This window comes from Hanstruepera neustonica (genome assembly GCF_002895005.1).
Taxonomy (GTDB): Bacteria; Bacteroidota; Bacteroidia; order Flavobacteriales; family Flavobacteriaceae; genus Hanstruepera; species Hanstruepera neustonica.
The window spans coordinates 30,302-49,812 of sequence record NZ_POWF01000003.1 but is presented as its reverse complement, the minus strand read 5'-3'; the positions used below and the strand labels follow the sequence as shown (position 1 = coordinate 49,812).

Genomic DNA, 19,511 nt, shown 5'->3' with positions numbered 1-19,511 from the left:
TTTCTCTATTGATAAGGTACTAATTAGTCTTGAACAAATCTTTAAAAATTTCTATTACTTCAATATTATTTGAGTAGGTTAATTTATAAAAAGTTAGTGTTTCCAACCAATTTAAAAAATGTTCAGCATTTTCTGCTTTTGGTGAGAGCCATGAATCTGGTATTAGTGTATTTAAAATGGTTTCAATTGGTGTTTCTTCAAGTAAGGTGGGAGCGCTATCTTCATAATTTACAAGAACTATTTTATTGCAGGGCAGTGGTTTTTGATAGCTTTTATCATTAGGGGCTATGTATTTAATACTGCCCTTAGAACCAAGACTTTTGAAAGCTTGAAAATCATGAAAATTATCAATTAACGATTGCAATATCTCAAAAGAACCCTCTTTAATTGAAACTGCGGATGGATAATGATATATTAGCTTTGATTTTGCCATTACTGGCGTGAAATCGTCTGCAAGTAACTTAAATCCGTTGGACATTAGAATAGCAGAGAGTGTACTTTTGCCTTTTCCTGATTCACCTATTAACATGATAGCTTCATTATTATTTGCAACAGTTGATGCATGAAAGGTGCCAAGCCAATCATCTTCTGTACTTTGGGTTAAAGCACAAAGTAATTCCATAGCAAATTGACCTTGTAGTAGATGAAATTGGGATTTTGGAAAACTGTTACAAAAATTAAGATTTTTGTATAAATGTAAATAGTCGTCATTTAAGGCAACATGAAATTCAGTAAAATTTCCATTCGAATTTTTTGTTTCGAGATGAGCAATTTGTGGATGAAGAATTTTTTGAATGTTTTTAATAGAATAATTTATACGAAAACAGTAGGAATCTACATTGTAGTTTTTTGTGATCCAATTTCCTTTGGGATTGATTAATGATATGTTTTCATTAATTTTTGGAGGGTTATATTCTCTGCTTTCTATTATGAGTTGATCTATCTCATCAAAAAGTCTGTAATAATTTTTGGTATTTAATGCCTTTAAACTACTAATGAATTCATCTTTAGACTGGCTATCAAAATAAATATCCATAAGATGCATGGTTTCTTCTTCTAGAAGAATATATCTATTGGAATATTCAAACCAAAGAACATACTTACCATTAATTTGGCGTATATATTTTGGAGCTAATTCTGAATTCAAATTAAATGAGATTAATCCCAAGGATCACCACCCGGATCAGGAGGTGAAGTTGCATGAGCTTTTTTTGGGCTTAATATTAAAAATGTACCAACGGCAGTCATAGCTGCATATTTCCCCATCTTTTTTAACGCTTCTTTACGTGTAATTTGGTTTTTGGACATTTTTTTATTCATGGTACAAATATATAAATCATTTCAAAAATAAATAAATTAAATGAGCATATTAGCTTTTAATTTATACAATCTGCACATTAATTGAATTTATTTGTGATAACATCCAATTAATGTCCAAAATAAAGGTTTATCTTACTATTATTTTTTTGGTTTTATAAACGGATTCGTTAATTAGAGAAACTGTGTAAATCCCTGACACTAAATTTGACAAATCAATTTCATTTTTATTGTTCGAGGTATTCAAGCTAGTATTCATTACTAAACGGCCTTGCATATCATAAATTTTAACAGATGTTTGACTGTTTAAATAACCTAAAATGTATAGACTTTTAGGGTTAGTAGTTGCATAAACTTGAATAGTGTCGTTGTAATCTAATTCGTCAACTGATAGTGATGCATCTGAAAATCTTAAGAAAAAACGACCAGTACCATTTAAATCTGTAGCAGGAGTAAGAATAAAGTCGTTTTCGGTTAATAATGTTGATGTGTTTTGGACATTGTCTTCTAGATACACTTCAGCTGAAGCAGGTAAAGTTGATTGAGAAATACTTATATTTATTTGTTCTCCTTGGTTGGCGTTGATACCAAGAGGGATAATAACATCAGATATATCTGAATCAGACAAAGATTGTATAGCCATATTATTCCCGGAATTTTCATCGACTAAATGAGAATAGATTGAAAATTCTGGTACAGAACCACCAAATGTTTCAGAATCATAACCAGGATCTAAACCTAATGAGGCATTTTCAGTAAAATAAAAATCGGTATTATAAGTTTTTGATGCATTGCTCAAAGATAATTCCAAATGCGAAATATCAGGATTCCTTACTCTTCCAGGAATAAAATCATCAGTAGTGCCAACAGATCGCATATTAGTAGTAAATGAAACTATCTCATTTGCAGTAGCAGCAGCTACCAAAAAGCCTTGGCCAGGCGTAATTAGGGCACCAGGATTAGCATCTGAATAGGCTTGGTTCCAAATTTCCCATCCATCAGAAGCATCACCATCGTATCCATATACACCAGAACTTATAGGAGCAAAAGCAGCATTATTGACAGCTAAAAACTCTGATAGACTAATATAAGATGGATATGGATTACCAATTAAATTCCATTCTGGATTATTAGGTCCTGCAGTTACAATAGCAACATCAATATTATTAGTATTGACTATACCATTAAAATCAAAATTTAATCCATCAGTGGATGCAGCCCTGTACCCAACTCCTGGGTCCAGTATTACAGCAGATTCAGCAGGAATATTAGTGTCATAAGTTAAATACAGACCAACGGTTTTATCAAATGGTCCAAACAATTTTTCGGTTGTATTTGATGGATTGGAAACAATATTACTATTGTTAGCCGCAAAAACTCCAAAAGTTTCTCCAGTTACTGGGGCAGATATTAAATCATTACCACCACTAGCGGCATTAGTGTTGACATGTCTGCTGTAGGTAACATTCCCTAAAGATTTATTTTCAACTATCAAACTTGAGTAACTGGTAGATACTGAATTCAGTAAAACCGAACCACTATTGGCTAAATTGTTGTTAAGCGTAATTGATTGGCCAGCTGCAACACTCACAGTAGCTCCATCTTCAACTATAAGGTTGTTTAGTGCAATATCCGAACCTAATATATAATTACCGTCCTTAACATAAGCATTATCAGATCCTGTAATGTCTGATGGAGGGTAAGGAGTCCATGCACTATTTGTGTATATCAATCCAGTAAATTCCGTAGTTAATTTGAAATTATCAAAGCCAGAAAAACCTGTTTCGCCATTATTTCTAACTGAAACAATTAAAGAAACAGTTGCCACGCTTGATGGTATTACAATATTGACAGTGCCTTGATTATCTGTTTCAGCATTATTACCGTCATGTAAAATTACAACCCCTTGACTGACGCCATCATAAAATAATTCGTATTGTGCATCATCTGGATTAGCATTGTAACCAATTACCTGCCAATCAAAAGACAGATTTACATTTTCATAGCTACTAATATCAATTTCGCTAAATATGAGATTGGCAAAACCACTGGTTCCAATTCCTCCTTCATCTTGCAAGTCGTTTTCTCCCAAAATGTTCCCACTAAATGTGGGATAATCTAATGGACTTATGTTTGATACATCAATTGGTCCATAGTATCCATCAACACTCCAGCCATTATCAAAAAACGGAACATCATTAGAGTAAGTCCATTCCGGGGTACTACCATCAAAATCTTGGACAGCAATACAAATAAGCGGTCCTAAAACATTAAAAGTATCACTTAAAGCAAAACCTAGGCTACCAGAACTTATTGCTAAAAGAGAAATATCGGATTCTTGAAGATTAAATATAAGTGAGTCCAATGAAGCGGTACCATTTACAATGGTGTAATTTATTGGAGCTCCAGACAAATCTCCTGTTGAATCAACAGTGATGGATCCCGATGCATCTAAATCGTGATTATCATTAGAGTCAACAGTGATAACTGTTGGAAAGGGTGTCATTGTTTCAGCTAAATAGGCATTTACAGGTTGAGTACCAAATGCTATACTTGTTGCAACAACTTCCATTCTATTGTTATCTCCATCTGTAGAAGTTTGTGCACCACCAGCGTTCAGGTCAACGAATGTTGAACCACTAACGCCATCAGCTGTTGCAGAATTTATACTAAATACCAATTGTTCGTTGTCAATAACAGTATTTGTAAAAGTTGCATAGAGGTCAAATGATTTGGCAGCATCATCATTTGCAGTTATTCCAGATCCTCCACTTAATGAAGAAACAATAAAAGTTGCCCCCGATTGTACTCCTTCTCCCAAATTGGTGGTTCCATCGAAAACAGCTAGTGCAGCAATACTATTAGGATTTGAAACAGTGAACTCTATATCGGTTAAAATGGTTCCTACAGCATCACTATCGTTTAAATCATCACCACCGTCTTGAATAATAAATTCACCAACTTTTATGGCATTAGAAGTAGTAAGCCCTGAAGTAGCATTATAATTTAAGTAAAGTATGTTATCGGGTTCATCAAAAGTTGTTGAACGAACAATGTTGGATTCAATACTATTGCTCGTGGTAGGTGTGATATTTCCTACTAATCTTAATCCAGGTAATGAGATGCCAAAATCTGCCCAAGCCGCATTGTCTTCAAATCGAAACCAACCACTTCCAACACTTGGACCCCAAGCATATAATCTAAAGGTGATTGTTTCATCTGAACCATTAATACTCAACCCATTTAAATTATAATCAGTAGCTGTTAATGGAACAGTGGTTGGCGAACCTATAGGCGTTCCAGTAGTTGCAAAACCATCAGCGCTATAAAGAATTTGCCAAAAATCAGGGCCATTACTATTTCCACGAACCCTTAAATCAATTTCAGTGACCTCTATATCAAAGTTCTCATTAGATGTTACAGTCCATTCAACATACTCGTCATTAATAATAGCTTCAGCAAGTGATGAGGCATCCCAATCTCTGGAATTAAATAAGTCTGCACCAGAACGTCTATTAATTCCCGCTCCTCTTGTCAAACCAGTTGAGGTAATAAGAGGTGAATTGCCAGAAATAGTTGTCCCGAAAACATTGGCTCTGTCAACAGTTACAATAGGACTTTGTGCATAGGAGAGGGAAATCATACTCAAAAATGATATCAATAAGTAAATTTTTTTCATAATAATTTTATTAAATACCTGAATTTTAGAGGGGTAATACAGATGTTGTTCTTAATATGGGCTTATTCAAAGGTAGTAAAACTAAATAATTAACAAAAATAAATAATCAACATAAGAAAAGTCTTGTTAATGGCTTTATATAAGATATCTTTGCTAAAAATATTTTTAGCTGTTAATTAATGACAATTAAATCAAAAAAATAGTATTAAGATATTGTTTATTTGGTGGAGATTGTATTTTAAAGTAATTCCATAAAATATAATTTTGTTTAATCATTTTTCCAGTCAAAATAAATATTTAATATTGTCCTTATTATAAAGAAGATTAAGACGTCTATGATTACTGTCACTAAAACTTTTTTTCCTCCAATAGAAGACTATAAATCTCAATTAGATAGAATATGGGAGTATAAATGGTTAACAAATAATGGGCAATTAAGTAAGGAGCTTACGGCTAACTTAAAAGAGTATTTGGGGGTCAATTATTTGATACCAATGACTAATGGAACTCTCCCTATTCAAATTGCCTTAAATGCTTATGCTAATCAAGGTGAGGTGATTACAACACCATTTTCCTATGTCGCGACCACATCAAGTATCGTTTGGGAAAAATGCACGCCAGTTTTTGTGGACATTCACCCAGAGTATTTAACAATTGATGAAACAAAGATAGAGCAGGCTATAACCAGCAAAACAAGCGCAATTTTAGTGACTCATGTATATGGTAATCCTTGTAATATCGAAGCCATTGAAGCAATAGCCAATAATCATGGATTAAAAGTGATTTATGATGCTGCTCACTGTTTTGGAGTAACTTATAAAGGCCAATCCCTATTTAACTATGGTGATGTGAGCATTTGCAGTTTTCATGCCACAAAATTGTTTCATACTGGAGAAGGTGGAGCTTTATTTTGTAAAGATGAAGTAACTTACAAAGAGATGCTTTATAGGCATAATTTTGGGCACAATGGACCTCTTGAATATCATGGATTAGGTATAAACGCCAAAATTAGTGAGCTTCAAGCGGCTATGGGATTGAGTGTTTTACCGTATATCGATCAGATAATTGAAGATAGAAAGCGAGTTTGCGAGTTGTATGATGCTTTATTGGATTTTTCTAAAGTTAGTAGACTTAAGATTAGAGAAAATACCAAATGGAATTATAGTTACTACCCAATTATTTTTAATTCTGAAGAAACTTTACTCAAAGTGGAAAAATTCTTGAGTGTAAACGATATCTTCCCAAGGCGTTATTTTTATCCTTCGCTATCAAGTTTGCCTTATGTAAATAAAGATGATACACCTATTGCTGATAAACTTTCAAAAAGAGTCATGTGCCTCCCTCTGTATTACCAATTAGAAGAAAAAAATATCAGAAAAATCTGTGACCTAATTTTGGATTCAATCCAATGACGATATTTATAGAAAGCTTTAGAACATGATTTATCAAAACCTATTTATTATTGGAAGCCCTAGGTCAGGAACATCTATGTTCAGGATGATGCTAAGTAGTCATGAGTCCATTGTTGTGCCTCCTGAATGTGGTTTTATTCAATGGTGGTATGAAAAATATAAAGATTGGAATAAAAGCTCTAGTCAATCAGAAAGGATGCTAAATGACTTTTTAACAGATTTAAAAACGTCAAAAAAAATTGAAACTTGGGGTTTAGATTTTAAAGCCCTCAAATTATTAATTATTGAAGAGTCCCCAGTGAGTTATTCCCAATTAATGAATATGGTAATATTGCAATATGCTTTTCAAAATGGAAAAAAACCATCTGTTTTAGGAGATAAAAACAATTACTATATCGATTATTTAAGGTTTTTAAAACAAACATACCCTAATGCAAAATTTTTAGTCATAATAAGGGATCCTAGAGATGTTGTATGTAGTTATTTGAATGTTAATTCCCTTCAAACAAGTTCTGAATACAAACCTAAATTTCCAAATACTATTAAGGAAATGAGTTTGGATTGGTATAGTAAAAACATGAAAATAGCCGAATTTTTAGAATCAATTAACCCTTCTACTTACAAAATTGTAAAATATGAAGATTTACTCTCCCAACCTGAATTGGAATTAGAAAAGTGTACAAACCTTCTTGATCTAGAGTTTGAGTATAGCATGATGGATTTTTATAAAAATAACATGGAGCCTTCAGAACTTTTAGATTGGAAAAAGAAAACAAATCAGCAATTGGATAAAAATAATACCCAAAAATATTTAAAACAGCTTACTCAATCTGAAATCGAAGAAATTGTATCTGTTTCAGGAGAATTAATGGAGAAATTTGGTTATGAGTAGAAGGGCTTTTTATGAAACAATCTGAACATCATATTAAAAAATTATATTATATCTCACCACGAGATATGAGGAAAAATCGTGCAGATGCCGTACATATTATGTATAGCTGCGCAGCTTTTTCCAATAATGGGGTTGATGTTGAATTAGTAGCGCCAAGTATAAAGCGAAAGGACTATAAGGTGTCAAAAGATGATATATTTTCACTTTATGATGTGCCAAAAAATTTCACTATAACAGAGTTAAGGACTAAGATTAAAGAAGTAAAAAATAAGTCGTCTACTATTTCACTTGTTGTAAAAAAGCTACTTTTTACTGTTGTATTCATACTGAATAATTTAAAAAGCCTACGTAATAAAAATGTTTTGATTTATAGTAAATGTTATATTTCTACAATACCCTACATTGTATTGCGAACTCTAAAATTGATTCGTTGCAAATTAGTATTTGAGACACCGTTCTTAAAGCAGAATTCTTATCATAAGTTTATAGTAAAACGAGTCGATATGATTGTTGTGATGACCGATTTTGTGAAAGACTTTGCAGTAAAAAACTTTGGTATTGAAAAAGAGAGGATAGTTAAATCACCAATACGATTTCAAACGGATTATTTGGAATCGAAAGTCGAAAATAAAATTGAAATTAGAAATGAATTGAATTGGGAGGTGAATTCGAGGTATATTGTTTATGCCGGTAAAGCTGGTGAGAAGTTGAACAGAATTAAAATTTTTGCAGAAGCATCAAATGTTTTTGAAGACGTAAAATTTGTAATTGTTGGTGCAACCCCAGGTTTAATGAAAGAATATGATAGTCATAATTACAACAATTTACTGTTGTATCCTTTTCAAACTTATTCTGATTATTTAAAGTTTGTAAATGCGGCAGATGTTTTGGTAGCAACTTATGAAGATACACACTACAATAGATACACCTTAAGCCCAGGTAAGGGAGGCGCTTATTTGCAAAGTTGTAATCCTGTGGTGTTTACGGATTTACCATGTTTGAGAGAGCGGTTTCCAGAAAGCATGGTGTCATTTGTAAAGCCTAATGATTCAAAGAGCTTGTCAGAAAAAATAGAACATATTTTAAATAATTACGACCATTACACAGAACGGGCTCAAAAGGGGCGTGAGTATGTAATGCGTAATACATTTACAGACGCTTCAAAGTTTATTTTGAACGCATTAAATGAGCAACTTTTTTAATTGGATAAGAACAAAATAATAAAAGGTGGTTTTTATTTAACAATTGTTAATGTATTATCTCAATTATTGGCTATTGTTGTCAATATTGTTTTGGCTAGACTCTTGTTGCCTGAAGATTTTGGATTAGTAGCATTAGCGATGACCTTTATTGGGTTTATAACCTTATTTACAAATATGGGATTTGGATCTTCCATAATTCATGAGAGGAATTCATCACAAAATCAACTATCTTCACTTTTTTGGCTTAACTATACTTTGTCTATAGGATCATTTATCATAATTGTTGCTTCGGCACAACTAGCTGCAAGTTTTTATAATGAACCTAAATTAACTTCCATTGTCCAAATTGCGGCATTAAGTATTTTGTTAAATCCTATTTTCATTATTCATTACAAATTACTTGAACGGGATTTAGAATTTAGAATCATATCACAAGTAAATTTAGCAAGTATCGTTATTGGGTCTTTGTCTGCAATCATTGGGGCTTTTATTGGCTTAGGCGTTTATGCTCTAATCTTACAAACATTAATGGCAGTTATGGTTCGGTTGGTATTGGTATTACTCCTTAAAAAGTGGCGACCAAAATTGCATTTCAATTTCGAGGAAATTAGGCAAATGGTATGGTATTCAATGAAATTTAAAGCTTCTGATATGGCTTTGTATTTTGAGCGTAATGTCGATTATTTAATTTTAGGTAAATTCTTCACGAGTGTTATTTTGGGTTATTATGCTTTTGCATATAACATTATGTACACACCGGTTAAGAGAATTTCCTATATTTTTAGTGATATTTTATTTCCATCATTTTCCTCAATAAAGGACGACAGTACAAAAATAATAAGCGGTTATTATAAGTCACTGCGATTAATTGGAATGGTTTCAATTCCAGTAATGAGCATTATTGCATTTAATGCAGAGTTTATTATCCAGACCGTATTTGGTGAGAAATGGGATGCAGCAATTCCAATTGTCCAAATTTTGTGCTTCGCAGGTGCCATACAGTCTATTAGTCAATTCGGAGGTGTTATTTTTTCAAGTATTGGTAAGCCTGAAGTTAGATTGTACATTTCTGCTGCTCGATCTATTTTAACTGTCATAGCTATAATTGTTGGTGTTCAATATGGTGTGTTATGGGTTGCCTACTTATTGGTATTGGCAAAATTAATGTCGTTTATAATGTTTTTAATCATTTTAAATTATCATATTTCAATCTCGATTCATGCCATATTAAACAGCCTTAAAGCATCTCTTTTAACCTTACTTATTTTAAGCGTGATGTTCGTTTTGTTTGAAAGTAACAAGGTCTCCATAAATGAATGGTTTTCACTGATTTTAATGTGTTTAATTGCAACCATTATTATTTATTCAATTCACAGAACCTTAATTAACGAGATTTTTCTAATTATTAAAAATAAAGCAAAGGCAGGGTCTTAATGAAAAAAGAGGAATATATAGTAAATGGATTCGATGAAAATATGGACTTCTTATTAAGTTTAAATAAGCTTATAGAAGGTAAATATTCTGAATTGTTTTTTGCTGTTATTGCTCACGGAAGCGTTGGTACCAATGAAATTATACCGTATAGTGATTTTGATGGATTGCTCATAGTAAAGGATCATTTTATTAATTCGCAGCAGTTAGAAAAATTCAAGTTTGAATCCATGAAATTGATTTTGAAATTTGATCCCCTTCAACATCATGGTTGGTTTCAAATAACCGAGTCTCAATTATCAAATTATCCGCAAAGTTACTTGCCACATGAAGTTTTAATTGGATCTAAAGTTATTTATCCAAAAATTGAGAAGTTGGAGTTACAGGTTGTTTTTAATATTGAAAGCCTCGATTATATGCAAAGCTTAAAACAATTAATAAATAGTATTGAAAAGCAATATATTAATTATGAGTCTTTTAAGGATGTAAGGGTTTATGAGCTTAAAAGTTTTTTAAGTAAAATTATGTTGCTTCCTTCAATGTATTATGCGGCAAAGAATGAAAAAGGAATATTTAAAAAACAAAGTTTTGATGCTGTTCGATTCGAATTTAAAGAAGAAGAATGGGCATGCATAGAAATGGCCACGTTGATCAGGCGAAACTGGTCATATAATTTAAACCCAATTCAAAGGTTTGTTATGACAAGGCCAGAAATATTTTTCAGAAGGTTGACAAAAAAAATGGTTGCGCCTAAACCTAGCAAAGAAATTTTTGACACTATTAATGAAGATTTTTTTAAAAGCTTAAAATTATTTATCAAAAAAATTAATAAGGATATATTTGTAGCTTGACTAATGTTTTATGAATAAAAATCTCAAATTACTTAAATATCATCTCTTAAAACGACTTTTTAAATCAAGAAGAGAGGTGCCTATTTTTATTTTTGGATACCATAAATGTGGCACAAAACTTTTAGGGAAGATTTTTTTAGAATTAAGTTTGAAATATGGTTGGACGTTCAAAAGTATTCCTGGCCATGTAGATACCATTCCTGATGTCGATGTTTTGTTTTTTCTTCATTCACAGGTCAATTACGATAAATTGCCCAAAGAGTATATAGGTATTCATGTGGTCAGAGATCCAAGGGATATCATTGTTTCTGGTTATTTATATCATAAAAGGACTATTGAGGAATGGTGTATTAATAAAAATTTTCAGACAAACAAACCTATTGAATATCCTCAAGTACCCAATTCACAAATGTATAGGTCAGAAGACTGGAAAATTGCATACTTAAAGAGTTTAAATGGAAAATCATATCAAGAATATATAAATTCATTGAATCAAGAAGATGGAATTCACTTTGAAATGAATCACTATGGTAAATGGACCATAGAAGATATGTTGAAATGGGATTTTGATAAAACAAATTGTCTTGAATTAAAATTCGAAGATTTAATGTCTGATTACGAAGCGGTAATGATCCAGATTCTTGATTTTTGCAAACTGACACCAAATCAATTGAATTTTGCAAAATCAATTGCTAATAAGGAAGATTTGAGCAAAATGAGTAAAAAAGAAATAGAAAATAATCCACATATTTCATCAGTGCAAACAAAAAAATGGGAACGTTACTTTTCACCTCAAAACAAGGCTTATTTTGATAACCATTTTTCTGATGTATTAAAAAAATATAATTACTGATAGTTTTATGAAGATTATAGATATTCCAAATAAGTATAATGAAGCTGCCTACCATGAGGCGATAAACAATCAAGTCAATTATTTATCAAAATCTGAAGGAGTTTTGTCTATATATCAAATTGGAGGACTTTCTACACCAGGAATTTCGGATATTGATTTAGTCGTTGTTTTTAAAGATAATTTTAAATTTGAAGAGAATCCAAGAATTGCTAATTCTGCAGTCGCTAATTATTTGTTTACGCATGGATTGTACGGCGCCTCTAAATCTCATTTTAGCGCTTGTTTAAAATTTACTTTTTTTCACAATTTCAGACATTTGTACGGTGAAGAACTGGATTTGAGTAATCCTACACCGGATTATTTACAAAAAGAGCTTAAAGAACAAATTGCCTTGGAGTTTTTATTTAAAATGTACATAAACTTGGCTATTCAAAAAAGCTATAATACTATAAAACTGCGATCTCTATTCTTGCATATTAAGGCATTGCCATATGATTTTGAATTTTTAAATATTGAGCCAAAAGCACTGCTTGAAATGGTTCAAGAAGGAATAGAATTAAGAAATAACTGGTTCCATGAAACTATACCTAGCGATACTGTTATTAGTTGGTTCAAACAATTTTTTATTAGTTACGAATCTTTTTTAGTGAAATTGTTTGATAAACAAAAGATGTTTAGTCCAGCATTACAATTTAAAATAGCACCAAATATCGAAATTCAAAATGATAATGCGTTGGGGTATAATAGAAGAGGTTTAATATGGCCTGACTTTTTTAATTTGTTGGATAAAAAATATTTTAAGGCCTTAAACCGAATGAATCAATTTACCTTTCAGGTTCCTTTGAATGTAAATCCTCCTGAAATTATAAGTTCGTATTTTAAATATGCTGAAACGGTAGATAGTTATAATAAAAACCACTTACCATTTTTTATGACATTAACTTCAAGTTTAAAGGTTTATAAGTAATGTCAGAAAAAGGTTTAAAAATAGAATGGCTTACCAAGTCAAATGCTATGAAAGCCTATTTTGAAGGTGATAGAACGACAGCATTTACAGGTGGAACACTATATGAAATCGATGCTATTAAATCTATTATTACTAAATACCCTGTTTCTGTAAATTTTCATTTTGTAAAAACCGAAAACATTATAAAGTATCTTTACAAGAATCATGTGAAAACTATTCAATCGGATATTTGCGTAGTAGATCCATTTGTCTTGGCTTGTAATAAACTTAACTATGACAAGTATAATATAGCTATGATTCATCATATAGATGAATCCATTGCTCAAAAGTCAATATTTGGGAAGCTATTTTTAAAGCGATTAAAACAACATTTAAAGAAAGTTGATTTGGTAATAGTCGTTTCAAAATATTGGAAGGACTACGTAGATGAATTAGGCGTAAAAAAGAGTCAGATTATTTATAATTCATATAATTTGGATGAATTCCGGATTAGTGAAGAACAGCGTAATCAATTAAAAGAAAAACTGCAATTAGATCCTGCCAAACCAACTATTTATTTAGGTAAACTTGGTAAAGGTAAGGGGGTAGAAAAGGTTATGGAGTTTATTAATGTTGAGAAGTATAATTTAATAGCTACAGGAAAAAATGATTCGAGTTCAAATAAGTATAAGTCTGTTTTTCTATCAAGGCATGAATTTCCAATTCTGTTAGATGTTGCTGATATTGTGTTAGCTATGTCAACCATGCCAGAGGGGTGGAACAGGATTGCTCATGAAGCCCTTTTAATGAAAACTCCAGTTATTGGTTCAGGCTCTGGAGGAATGATGGAATTATTGCAGAATTCTGGTCAAAAAATTGTTCATGATTTAACCAACTTAAATATGGCAATTGAAAATGGTTTAAATCACAAAGATGAATTAGGTGTCATAGGATATAGTTATGTTAAACAATTTGATTCTGAATATTTTAAAAGAGAATGGCTTGATGTCATTGATCAAATCAAACCAAAACTCTAATAGATTATGTGCGGTATAAACGGTGTTTTTGTTCGAAAATCTGATGGGCTAGATTTGAAATCTGCTATAGTTACCATGAATAAAAAGTTGGTACATAGAGGACCTGATGATAATGGCACATGGTCACATGAGAACGGGAATTTAGCCTTGGGTCAAACCAGATTAAGTATTTTAGATTTATCAGATGCTGGACATCAACCCATGATTGAGAAAAGCACAGGTAATGTAATTGTCTATAATGGTGAAATATTTAATTATAAAATTCTGAATGATCAATTTTTACGAGATGAGAAATTTGATTCACATTCAGATACTGAAACTATTTTAAAACTATACCGAAAGTTTGGTCTGGAAATGCTAAAATATCTGAACGGTATGTTCGCCTTTGGACTCTGGGATGCCAAAAAAGAGCAGTTAATTTTAGCACGAGACCGTTCTGGTAAGAAGCCCTTGTATTATACAGAGATGAATAATGGTTTTACATTTTCATCTGAATTAAAGGCCCTTTTCGAGTTACCGTATGTAAGAAAGGAAATTGATAATAAGGTATTATACGATTTTTTAACTTTTAATACTGTTTCAACACCAAATACAATGTTCCAAGGTATATCAAAATTTAAACCAGGACATTATATGGTAGTCGATAATAATGGTATTGTAGACTATGGTTCCTTTAATGATTTAAAATTTAAAGAGCTTAATTTCTCAACTGAAAATGAGTTAACGGATTTGGTTTATAACAAATTAGATGAATCTGTTAAATTAAGAATGATCTCGGATGTTCCAGTTGGTGCTTTTTTAAGTGGAGGTGTAGATTCTTCGGCTATAGTTGCTCTAATGCGTGAAAATACCAAAAATGAAATAAAAACATTTACGATAGGTTTTGAGGGACAACCAGATTATAATGAGCTTCACTATGCCGAGCAAATTGCGCATCGCTATCATACCAATCACTTTGTAAAAACTGTCACACCTCAAGATTTGTTGGATTTCATACCTAAAATCACTGATATCTATGATGAGCCACAAGCAGATCCAACTGCCATCCCTATATATTTTATTTCAAAACTGGCTAAAGAAAATGACATCAAAGTTGTTTTAAATGGCGATGGTCCTGACGAATTATTTAGTGGCTATTCAAATTATCAGCGGTATGTCAATAGCTATTGTTATTATCGGATGGGAAAAAAAGCGCCAAGAGTTTTAAAAAGCGTTGTAAATAAAGCTGTTGAAATAATTAAACCAGATAGTCCATGGTCCGAAATGACTAACCGTTTGCTTAAACATCAGGACTTTTATTGGCCTGGTGCTGGTGGTATGAAAGAGCATGTTAAAAATAAATTATTGTCGGACAATTTTAAACAGCAAATTGAGGGGCATTCTTCATATTTTTACGTCAAGGAACTGAAACAAGATTATTTGAATTTTTTAGATGGTCATCCTTATGATTTCGTGAACTGGCTATGCTATTCTGGCTATAGACAAGCTATAACAGAAAAGTTTTTGTTTAGAGCAGATAGACTTGGGATGGCAAATTCAATAGAAGCTAGAAGTCCATTTCTGAATCATGAAATGGTGCAACTTGCATTGTCTATTCCCGGAGCCTATAAAATTAAGAATAGGGTTAATAAATATATACTAAAAAAGGCATTAGAAAGAATCTTGCCAGACGATATTTTATATAGAAAAAAAATGGGATTCAATCTGCCTATTAGAGAATGGGCAAGTGAAACCATATATAATGGTGTAAAAAGTGATATTACTCTGTTTAATAAGGAAACGAATTTATTTAATTTGGATGAAGTAAATAATCAATTGCAACTGCTAAAGGATGGTAATCAGCAATATACCAATAATGTTTGGACTATTTATTTCTTAATGAATTGGTTTAAAAAGTGGTTTTAATCTAAAACATGGTTTTGGAAGCAAATAACTTAATTTGGAATAAACGGCTATATAAGCAATGGTTTAAATCAAGACCACTTAACCTTAAGTGGATGCTGCTGGTTATATTAGTGTTTCCCTTTTTTGCAGCAACATGGGAAATGAAAAAATCTTCAGGATTTTCGCCATTACAGGTTTTGGGACTATTAGTTTTTGGTTTTGCAATTATGTCTAATATGCAAAAACGAATAAAAACGAAAAAATTAATTGCCACCTTTTATATCTTTTTGTTTCTGCTATTTTTTAATTTACTACTTGTATTAACATTTGAGCAATCCATAGCGCAATTTGGAGATACTATTAGAACGATGTTGCCTTTTGTTCTATTCTTCTATTTTAGAAAAAATATCAATTCGTTAATTGATATTGAAGGGTTTTTAATAACATTTCTAGTTGCATCTATTTTTCCAATTGCAACCTTGTATTATGAAATATTGTTCGATCCTATTCGTGAAGTATACAATACTGAATCTAGAGGTGGCGGACTTCGTTTAAGTGGTTTTTATGCGGATTTATTTGGTTATATGAGTCATTTAATATGCGGATTTATATGCTATTGTTATTTTTTCATAAAATATCTTGATCGGAAGAAAAAATCCTTCTTTTTTAAACAATTTGGCTTCCTTATAATACTCTTAATAACACTTGTAGGTATCTATAATTTAAGGCATCAAGCATCTTGGGCTGTTTCGTTAACTTTAGTTTTAACCTTTGTTTATTTTGTAAGAAAAAAGGTAGCACCTTACCAATTAATAAGCTTTGTGATAATAATGATTGGGGTAGGTGCTTATTTTTATATCGAAATATTCAATGAATTATTTGCCAAAGATATTCAAGTCTACGAGGGTGATGCTCGTGATAGCGCCGCCTTAAATGGTAGGGTTTGGATTTGGGAAAGGTATTTCGCGATATGGGAGAGTTTTAATGTGATTTCACAATGGCTTGGTGCTGGTTTTGCACAGCATTTAAAATCACGTGTAATGATGAGTGGTGGTATGCATAGTGATTATGTGAGGTTATTTTTCTCAACTGGAATCGTTGGTGCTATTTGTTATCTTACATTTTTGATTTACCTAATAAAGAATGCTATTAAAGTTAAAATAACACAATTGAAGTATCTGATGTTGGCAACTGTATTGGTACTAATTTTGTATGGGATTAGTTCATTGCCAATGTTAGCATCTGGAGCAATGATGTATTTTATTGTTGCTATAATTTCTCAAACGAACAAAAGAAATCTATGCTAAATATATTGTGGTTATCACCAAATTTTAATCATTACAAGGCTCGTTTTCTAAATCACTTGTCTTCTGACTCTGATATTCAATTAACTGTTTTGTCAGGTTCGGGAAGGGAAAGATATGGGGATAAAGAGTTAGATCAAGAATGGGGCTTCACCCTAATGAAGGTAGATGTGCCTAAAAAACAATTTGGAAGATCTATAAAAGTGAAGCATGAGATCGATGTCATTTGTGACCAATTCGATTGGATTATGTTACCCGCTGAAAAGAAAAACTTATCACTTTTTCATTTCATATTAACTAAAAGAAAAAAGACGAGCACATTTAAAATATTTTCTTACAATCACGAGGCACTTAAATCAGGGAACAAGTTTTTGTCTATTACAGATAAGATGCTTACAAAATACTATTACCATAAACTTGATCGAGTCGTATTTTATTCTGAAAGTGCCTGTCAAAATGCTATAAGAAAAGGACTAATCAAATCTGAAAAAGCATTTTGGGCTAACAATACCATAGACAGCTCTGAAGTGGACAAATATTATAGTTTTCAAATGCCACCAGAAGGGCATCCCATAATATTATTTATTGGACGTTTAATTTCATCAAAACGTGTGACCGATTTATTTACTTATTACAAGGAACTCAAAAAACAGCACAGTAATTTAAAATTGGAAATAATAGGAGATGGTCCTGAAAGAAATATTGTTGAGGATAGTGTCGTAAAAGATAGAGATATTCTGTGGCATGGTACTTTAGTCGAAGAAGATAAAATTGCTCCTATAATGCAGAGATGCTCCATGGTTTTTGTTCCTGGACTTTCTGGATTATCAATTAACCATGCTTTTGCATATGGAAGGCCATACTTGACCATGAAGGCTGAAAAGCATGGCCCTGAATTAGATTACTTGATCCATGGTAAAAACGGCTATATTTTAGAAGGAATTTTAGATAAAGACATTCAGATAATTAATGAACTTATTTTTGACCGAGTCAAGCTTGAGCAATTTTGTATAAATGCCAAACAAAAAGGAGAAGAGCTTTCTGTTGAAAATTGGGTCAAACAAGTTAAAAGTAGTTTACTGCATGAGTAAGTCAAGACCTAAAATATTATTTATTGGTCCAACACCGCCTCCGTATTCAGGTCCCGAATTGAGTATGCAGCAATTTCTGGAATCAAAATCTCTTAATAACTCATTCGAAATATCTTTTTTAAAAACCAACTTTAGAACCGACAATACAAAAAAGGGAAAGTTTGGACTGTCAATGGTTACACAGTTTTTTTTGTTTTTTTTTAAGCTTTTAAAACATTTGGTTTTAAATAGACCTAAATGTGTCTATTATCCTGTAACACCAACCCAAATTGGTTGGTTAGGTAGAGATGTATGGACTATTTTGTTGAGTAAACTTTTCGGTGCTAAAATAATCATCCATCTTCGGGGTAGCCATTTTAAATTAAATTTTAACGAGTTTAGTGCTATAGCCAAAAAGCTAATAGCTTTTGCTCTCAAACATGTTGACAAAGCAATAGTGCAGGCTAAATACCTGAAAGATCAGTTTAGTCCTTTCATTTCCGAAGAGAAAGTTGCAGTGCTTTATCAGGCAATGGACATTAATGAATTTAAATACGACGAAAATTATCCAGTTGAAAAAGGTAAAATTCTAGTTATTGGTCATATGACTAAAGCTAAAGGCTATACAGATATTTTAAAAGCTATTCCTGAAGTTTGTAAAGTATTCTCAGAAGCAAAGTTTTATTTTGCTGGTAATATGCGCAAAGGTGAGCGAGGTGTTTTTTATAATCAGGTTACTGGTGAGAAAATAATTTATGAAGATCCTTTTGTTGAAGAAAAACGCATTCTGGACTCGGCATTCAAAAACAACTACGTAAATTTGGGAATTATTGAAGGCGAGGATAAATTAAGACATCTAAAATCTTCTGAAATATTTTTGACAGCGTCTTATTCAGAAGGTTTTTCAAGGTCGCTATTGGAAGCCATGGCTGTTGGAAAACCATTGGCCTATACGCCTGTTGGAGCGCACAGAGAAGTTCTTAAAGATAGAATAAACGGACACGTTTTTGATCCAGGAAACATCAATGAAATGCAAAATGTCTTAACAAATATGCTGGCTAATCCTGACCAGCTTAAAAATATGGGATTAGAAAATAGAGAATATGTTGTCAATGATTTTTCGGTAGAAAAAATAGTTGATGATTTTAAGAATATTATAAATAGTACGATTCCAAAATGAAAAAAATTGTTCGTTTAGCGATACATCTTTTGGGTAATATTTTACGGTTCTTTCAACTGACATTTTTAAGAGCATCTGGTGCCAAAATTGGAAAAAATACTATGATTAGTTTAGGGGCGAAGATAGATGTAAGACGAGGTAAAATAACCATCGGTGACCATTGTTTGATAACACATGGATGTTATATATTGTCCCATGATGGTGCAGCTCATGTGTTGGATGATCAAGATGATGGATCAGGATATGTTACAATTGGTGACCATGTTTTTATTGGTGTAAATACGGTTGTTATGAGAAACGTTACAATAGGAAGCCATAGCATTATAGGTGCTGGTTCAGTGGTAAATAAAGATGTCCCAGAAGGTGTGGTAGCAGTTGGTAACCCAATTAAAATAATAAAAGAAATCCAAAAACCCTATAAACCTTTACCAAAGGTTCATAAGTTATAAATAC

General features: G+C 32.0%; 16 protein-coding genes. 13 read left to right on the top strand and 3 right to left on the bottom strand.

What is annotated here, in order from left to right:
- Positions 1-19: 19 nt before the first annotated feature.
- From C1T31_RS07185 to C1T31_RS07180, 3 genes are all read right to left on the bottom strand, one after another.
- Positions 20-1,147 carry a phosphoenolpyruvate carboxykinase (ATP) gene (locus tag C1T31_RS07185; RefSeq protein WP_123912641.1) on the bottom strand — a complete coding sequence of 376 codons (1,128 nt, stop codon included), beginning with the start codon at positions 1,145-1,147 and terminating at the stop codon, positions 20-22.
- Between the two features lie 11 nt (positions 1,148-1,158).
- Positions 1,159-1,308, bottom strand: a complete 150-nt coding sequence (locus C1T31_RS14045; RefSeq protein WP_165780081.1) for a hypothetical protein — start codon at positions 1,306-1,308, stop codon at positions 1,159-1,161.
- A 139-nt stretch (positions 1,309-1,447) separates the two neighbouring features.
- Positions 1,448-4,996 carry a T9SS type A sorting domain-containing protein gene (locus C1T31_RS07180; protein ID WP_103051817.1) on the bottom strand — a complete coding sequence of 1,183 codons (3,549 nt, stop codon included), beginning with the start codon at positions 4,994-4,996 and terminating at the stop codon, positions 1,448-1,450.
- A gap of 335 nt (positions 4,997-5,331) precedes the next feature.
- On the opposite strand from C1T31_RS07180, the gene C1T31_RS07175 reads away from it, so the two are divergent.
- From C1T31_RS07175 to C1T31_RS07115, 13 genes are read left to right on the top strand one after another with little or no spacing between them, the layout of a single operon-like run.
- Positions 5,332-6,408: a DegT/DnrJ/EryC1/StrS family aminotransferase gene (locus C1T31_RS07175; protein ID WP_103051816.1), complete on the top strand. Its 1,077-nt coding sequence runs from the start codon at positions 5,332-5,334 to the stop codon at positions 6,406-6,408.
- Positions 6,409-6,433: 25 nt separating this feature from the next.
- The gene (locus C1T31_RS07170) at positions 6,434-7,300 is read left to right on the top strand and encodes a sulfotransferase family protein (protein WP_103051815.1); all 867 of its coding nucleotides are present in this window, start codon (positions 6,434-6,436) and stop codon (positions 7,298-7,300) included.
- A gap of 11 nt (positions 7,301-7,311) precedes the next feature.
- The gene (locus C1T31_RS07165; protein WP_103051814.1) at positions 7,312-8,502 is read left to right on the top strand and encodes a glycosyltransferase family protein; all 1,191 of its coding nucleotides are present in this window, start codon (positions 7,312-7,314) and stop codon (positions 8,500-8,502) included.
- Positions 8,503-9,936, top strand: coding sequence for a lipopolysaccharide biosynthesis protein (locus tag C1T31_RS07160; protein WP_103051813.1), 1,434 nt, complete (start codon positions 8,503-8,505; stop codon positions 9,934-9,936). It abuts the gene before it with no gap.
- Positions 9,936-10,784, top strand: coding sequence for a hypothetical protein (locus C1T31_RS07155; RefSeq protein WP_103051812.1), 849 nt, complete (start codon positions 9,936-9,938; stop codon positions 10,782-10,784). Before C1T31_RS07160 ends, C1T31_RS07155 begins: the two co-directional genes overlap by 1 nt.
- Before the next feature lie 10 nt (positions 10,785-10,794).
- Entirely contained in the window at positions 10,795-11,637 is an 843-nt protein-coding gene (locus tag C1T31_RS07150) for a sulfotransferase domain-containing protein (RefSeq protein WP_103051811.1), read from the top strand.
- A 7-nt stretch (positions 11,638-11,644) separates the two neighbouring features.
- Entirely contained in the window at positions 11,645-12,604 is a 960-nt protein-coding gene (locus C1T31_RS07145) for a hypothetical protein (protein ID WP_103051810.1), read from the top strand.
- Positions 12,604-13,620 carry a glycosyltransferase family protein gene (locus tag C1T31_RS07140; protein WP_103051809.1) on the top strand — a complete coding sequence of 339 codons (1,017 nt, stop codon included), beginning with the start codon at positions 12,604-12,606 and terminating at the stop codon, positions 13,618-13,620. The genes C1T31_RS07145 and C1T31_RS07140 overlap by 1 nt, the downstream gene beginning before the upstream one ends.
- Before the next feature lie 6 nt (positions 13,621-13,626).
- Positions 13,627-15,525: an asparagine synthase (glutamine-hydrolyzing) gene (asnB, locus tag C1T31_RS07135; protein WP_103051808.1), complete on the top strand. Its 1,899-nt coding sequence runs from the start codon at positions 13,627-13,629 to the stop codon at positions 15,523-15,525.
- A 14-nt stretch (positions 15,526-15,539) separates the two neighbouring features.
- Positions 15,540-16,811 (top strand): O-antigen ligase family protein, encoded by a 1,272-nt coding sequence (locus C1T31_RS07130; RefSeq protein WP_165780084.1) that lies wholly within the window; start codon positions 15,540-15,542, stop codon positions 16,809-16,811.
- Positions 16,805-17,899, top strand: a complete 1,095-nt coding sequence (locus C1T31_RS07125; protein WP_103051806.1) for a glycosyltransferase family 4 protein — start codon at positions 16,805-16,807, stop codon at positions 17,897-17,899. Before C1T31_RS07130 ends, C1T31_RS07125 begins: the two co-directional genes overlap by 7 nt.
- Complete coding sequence (locus C1T31_RS07120; protein WP_165780083.1) at positions 17,892-19,058, top strand: glycosyltransferase family 4 protein; 1,167 nt, start codon at positions 17,892-17,894, stop codon at positions 19,056-19,058. The genes C1T31_RS07125 and C1T31_RS07120 overlap by 8 nt, the downstream gene beginning before the upstream one ends.
- Positions 19,055-19,507 (top strand): acyltransferase, encoded by a 453-nt coding sequence (locus C1T31_RS07115; protein ID WP_103051804.1) that lies wholly within the window; start codon positions 19,055-19,057, stop codon positions 19,505-19,507. Before C1T31_RS07120 ends, C1T31_RS07115 begins: the two co-directional genes overlap by 4 nt.
- The last annotated feature ends 4 nt before the right edge of the window (positions 19,508-19,511 follow it).

What these genes read in the sequence shown, in the direction of transcription:
- C1T31_RS07175 (WP_103051816.1), top strand. Translation starts at nt 5,332, where the DNA reads ATGATTACTGTCACTAAAACTTTTTTTCCTCCAATAGAAGACTATAAA.
- C1T31_RS07165 (WP_103051814.1), top strand. Translation starts at nt 7,312, where the DNA reads ATGAAACAATCTGAACATCATATTAAAAAATTATATTATATCTCACCA.
- C1T31_RS07140 (WP_103051809.1), top strand. Translation starts at nt 12,604, where the DNA reads ATGTCAGAAAAAGGTTTAAAAATAGAATGGCTTACCAAGTCAAATGCT.
- C1T31_RS07125 (WP_103051806.1), top strand. Translation starts at nt 16,805, where the DNA reads ATGCTAAATATATTGTGGTTATCACCAAATTTTAATCATTACAAGGCT.
- C1T31_RS07115 (WP_103051804.1), top strand. Translation starts at nt 19,055, where the DNA reads ATGAAAAAAATTGTTCGTTTAGCGATACATCTTTTGGGTAATATTTTA.
- C1T31_RS07170 (WP_103051815.1), top strand. Translation starts at nt 6,434, where the DNA reads ATGATTTATCAAAACCTATTTATTATTGGAAGCCCTAGGTCAGGAACA.
- C1T31_RS07180 (WP_103051817.1), bottom strand. Translation starts at nt 4,996, where the DNA reads ATGAAAAAAATTTACTTATTGATATCATTTTTGAGTATGATTTCCCTC.
- asnB (WP_103051808.1), top strand. Translation starts at nt 13,627, where the DNA reads ATGTGCGGTATAAACGGTGTTTTTGTTCGAAAATCTGATGGGCTAGAT.
- C1T31_RS07120 (WP_165780083.1), top strand. Translation starts at nt 17,892, where the DNA reads ATGAGTAAGTCAAGACCTAAAATATTATTTATTGGTCCAACACCGCCT.
- C1T31_RS07145 (WP_103051810.1), top strand. Translation starts at nt 11,645, where the DNA reads ATGAAGATTATAGATATTCCAAATAAGTATAATGAAGCTGCCTACCAT.
- C1T31_RS07155 (WP_103051812.1), top strand. Translation starts at nt 9,936, where the DNA reads ATGAAAAAAGAGGAATATATAGTAAATGGATTCGATGAAAATATGGAC.
- C1T31_RS07150 (WP_103051811.1), top strand. Translation starts at nt 10,795, where the DNA reads ATGAATAAAAATCTCAAATTACTTAAATATCATCTCTTAAAACGACTT.
- C1T31_RS14045 (WP_165780081.1), bottom strand. Translation starts at nt 1,308, where the DNA reads ATGTCCAAAAACCAAATTACACGTAAAGAAGCGTTAAAAAAGATGGGG.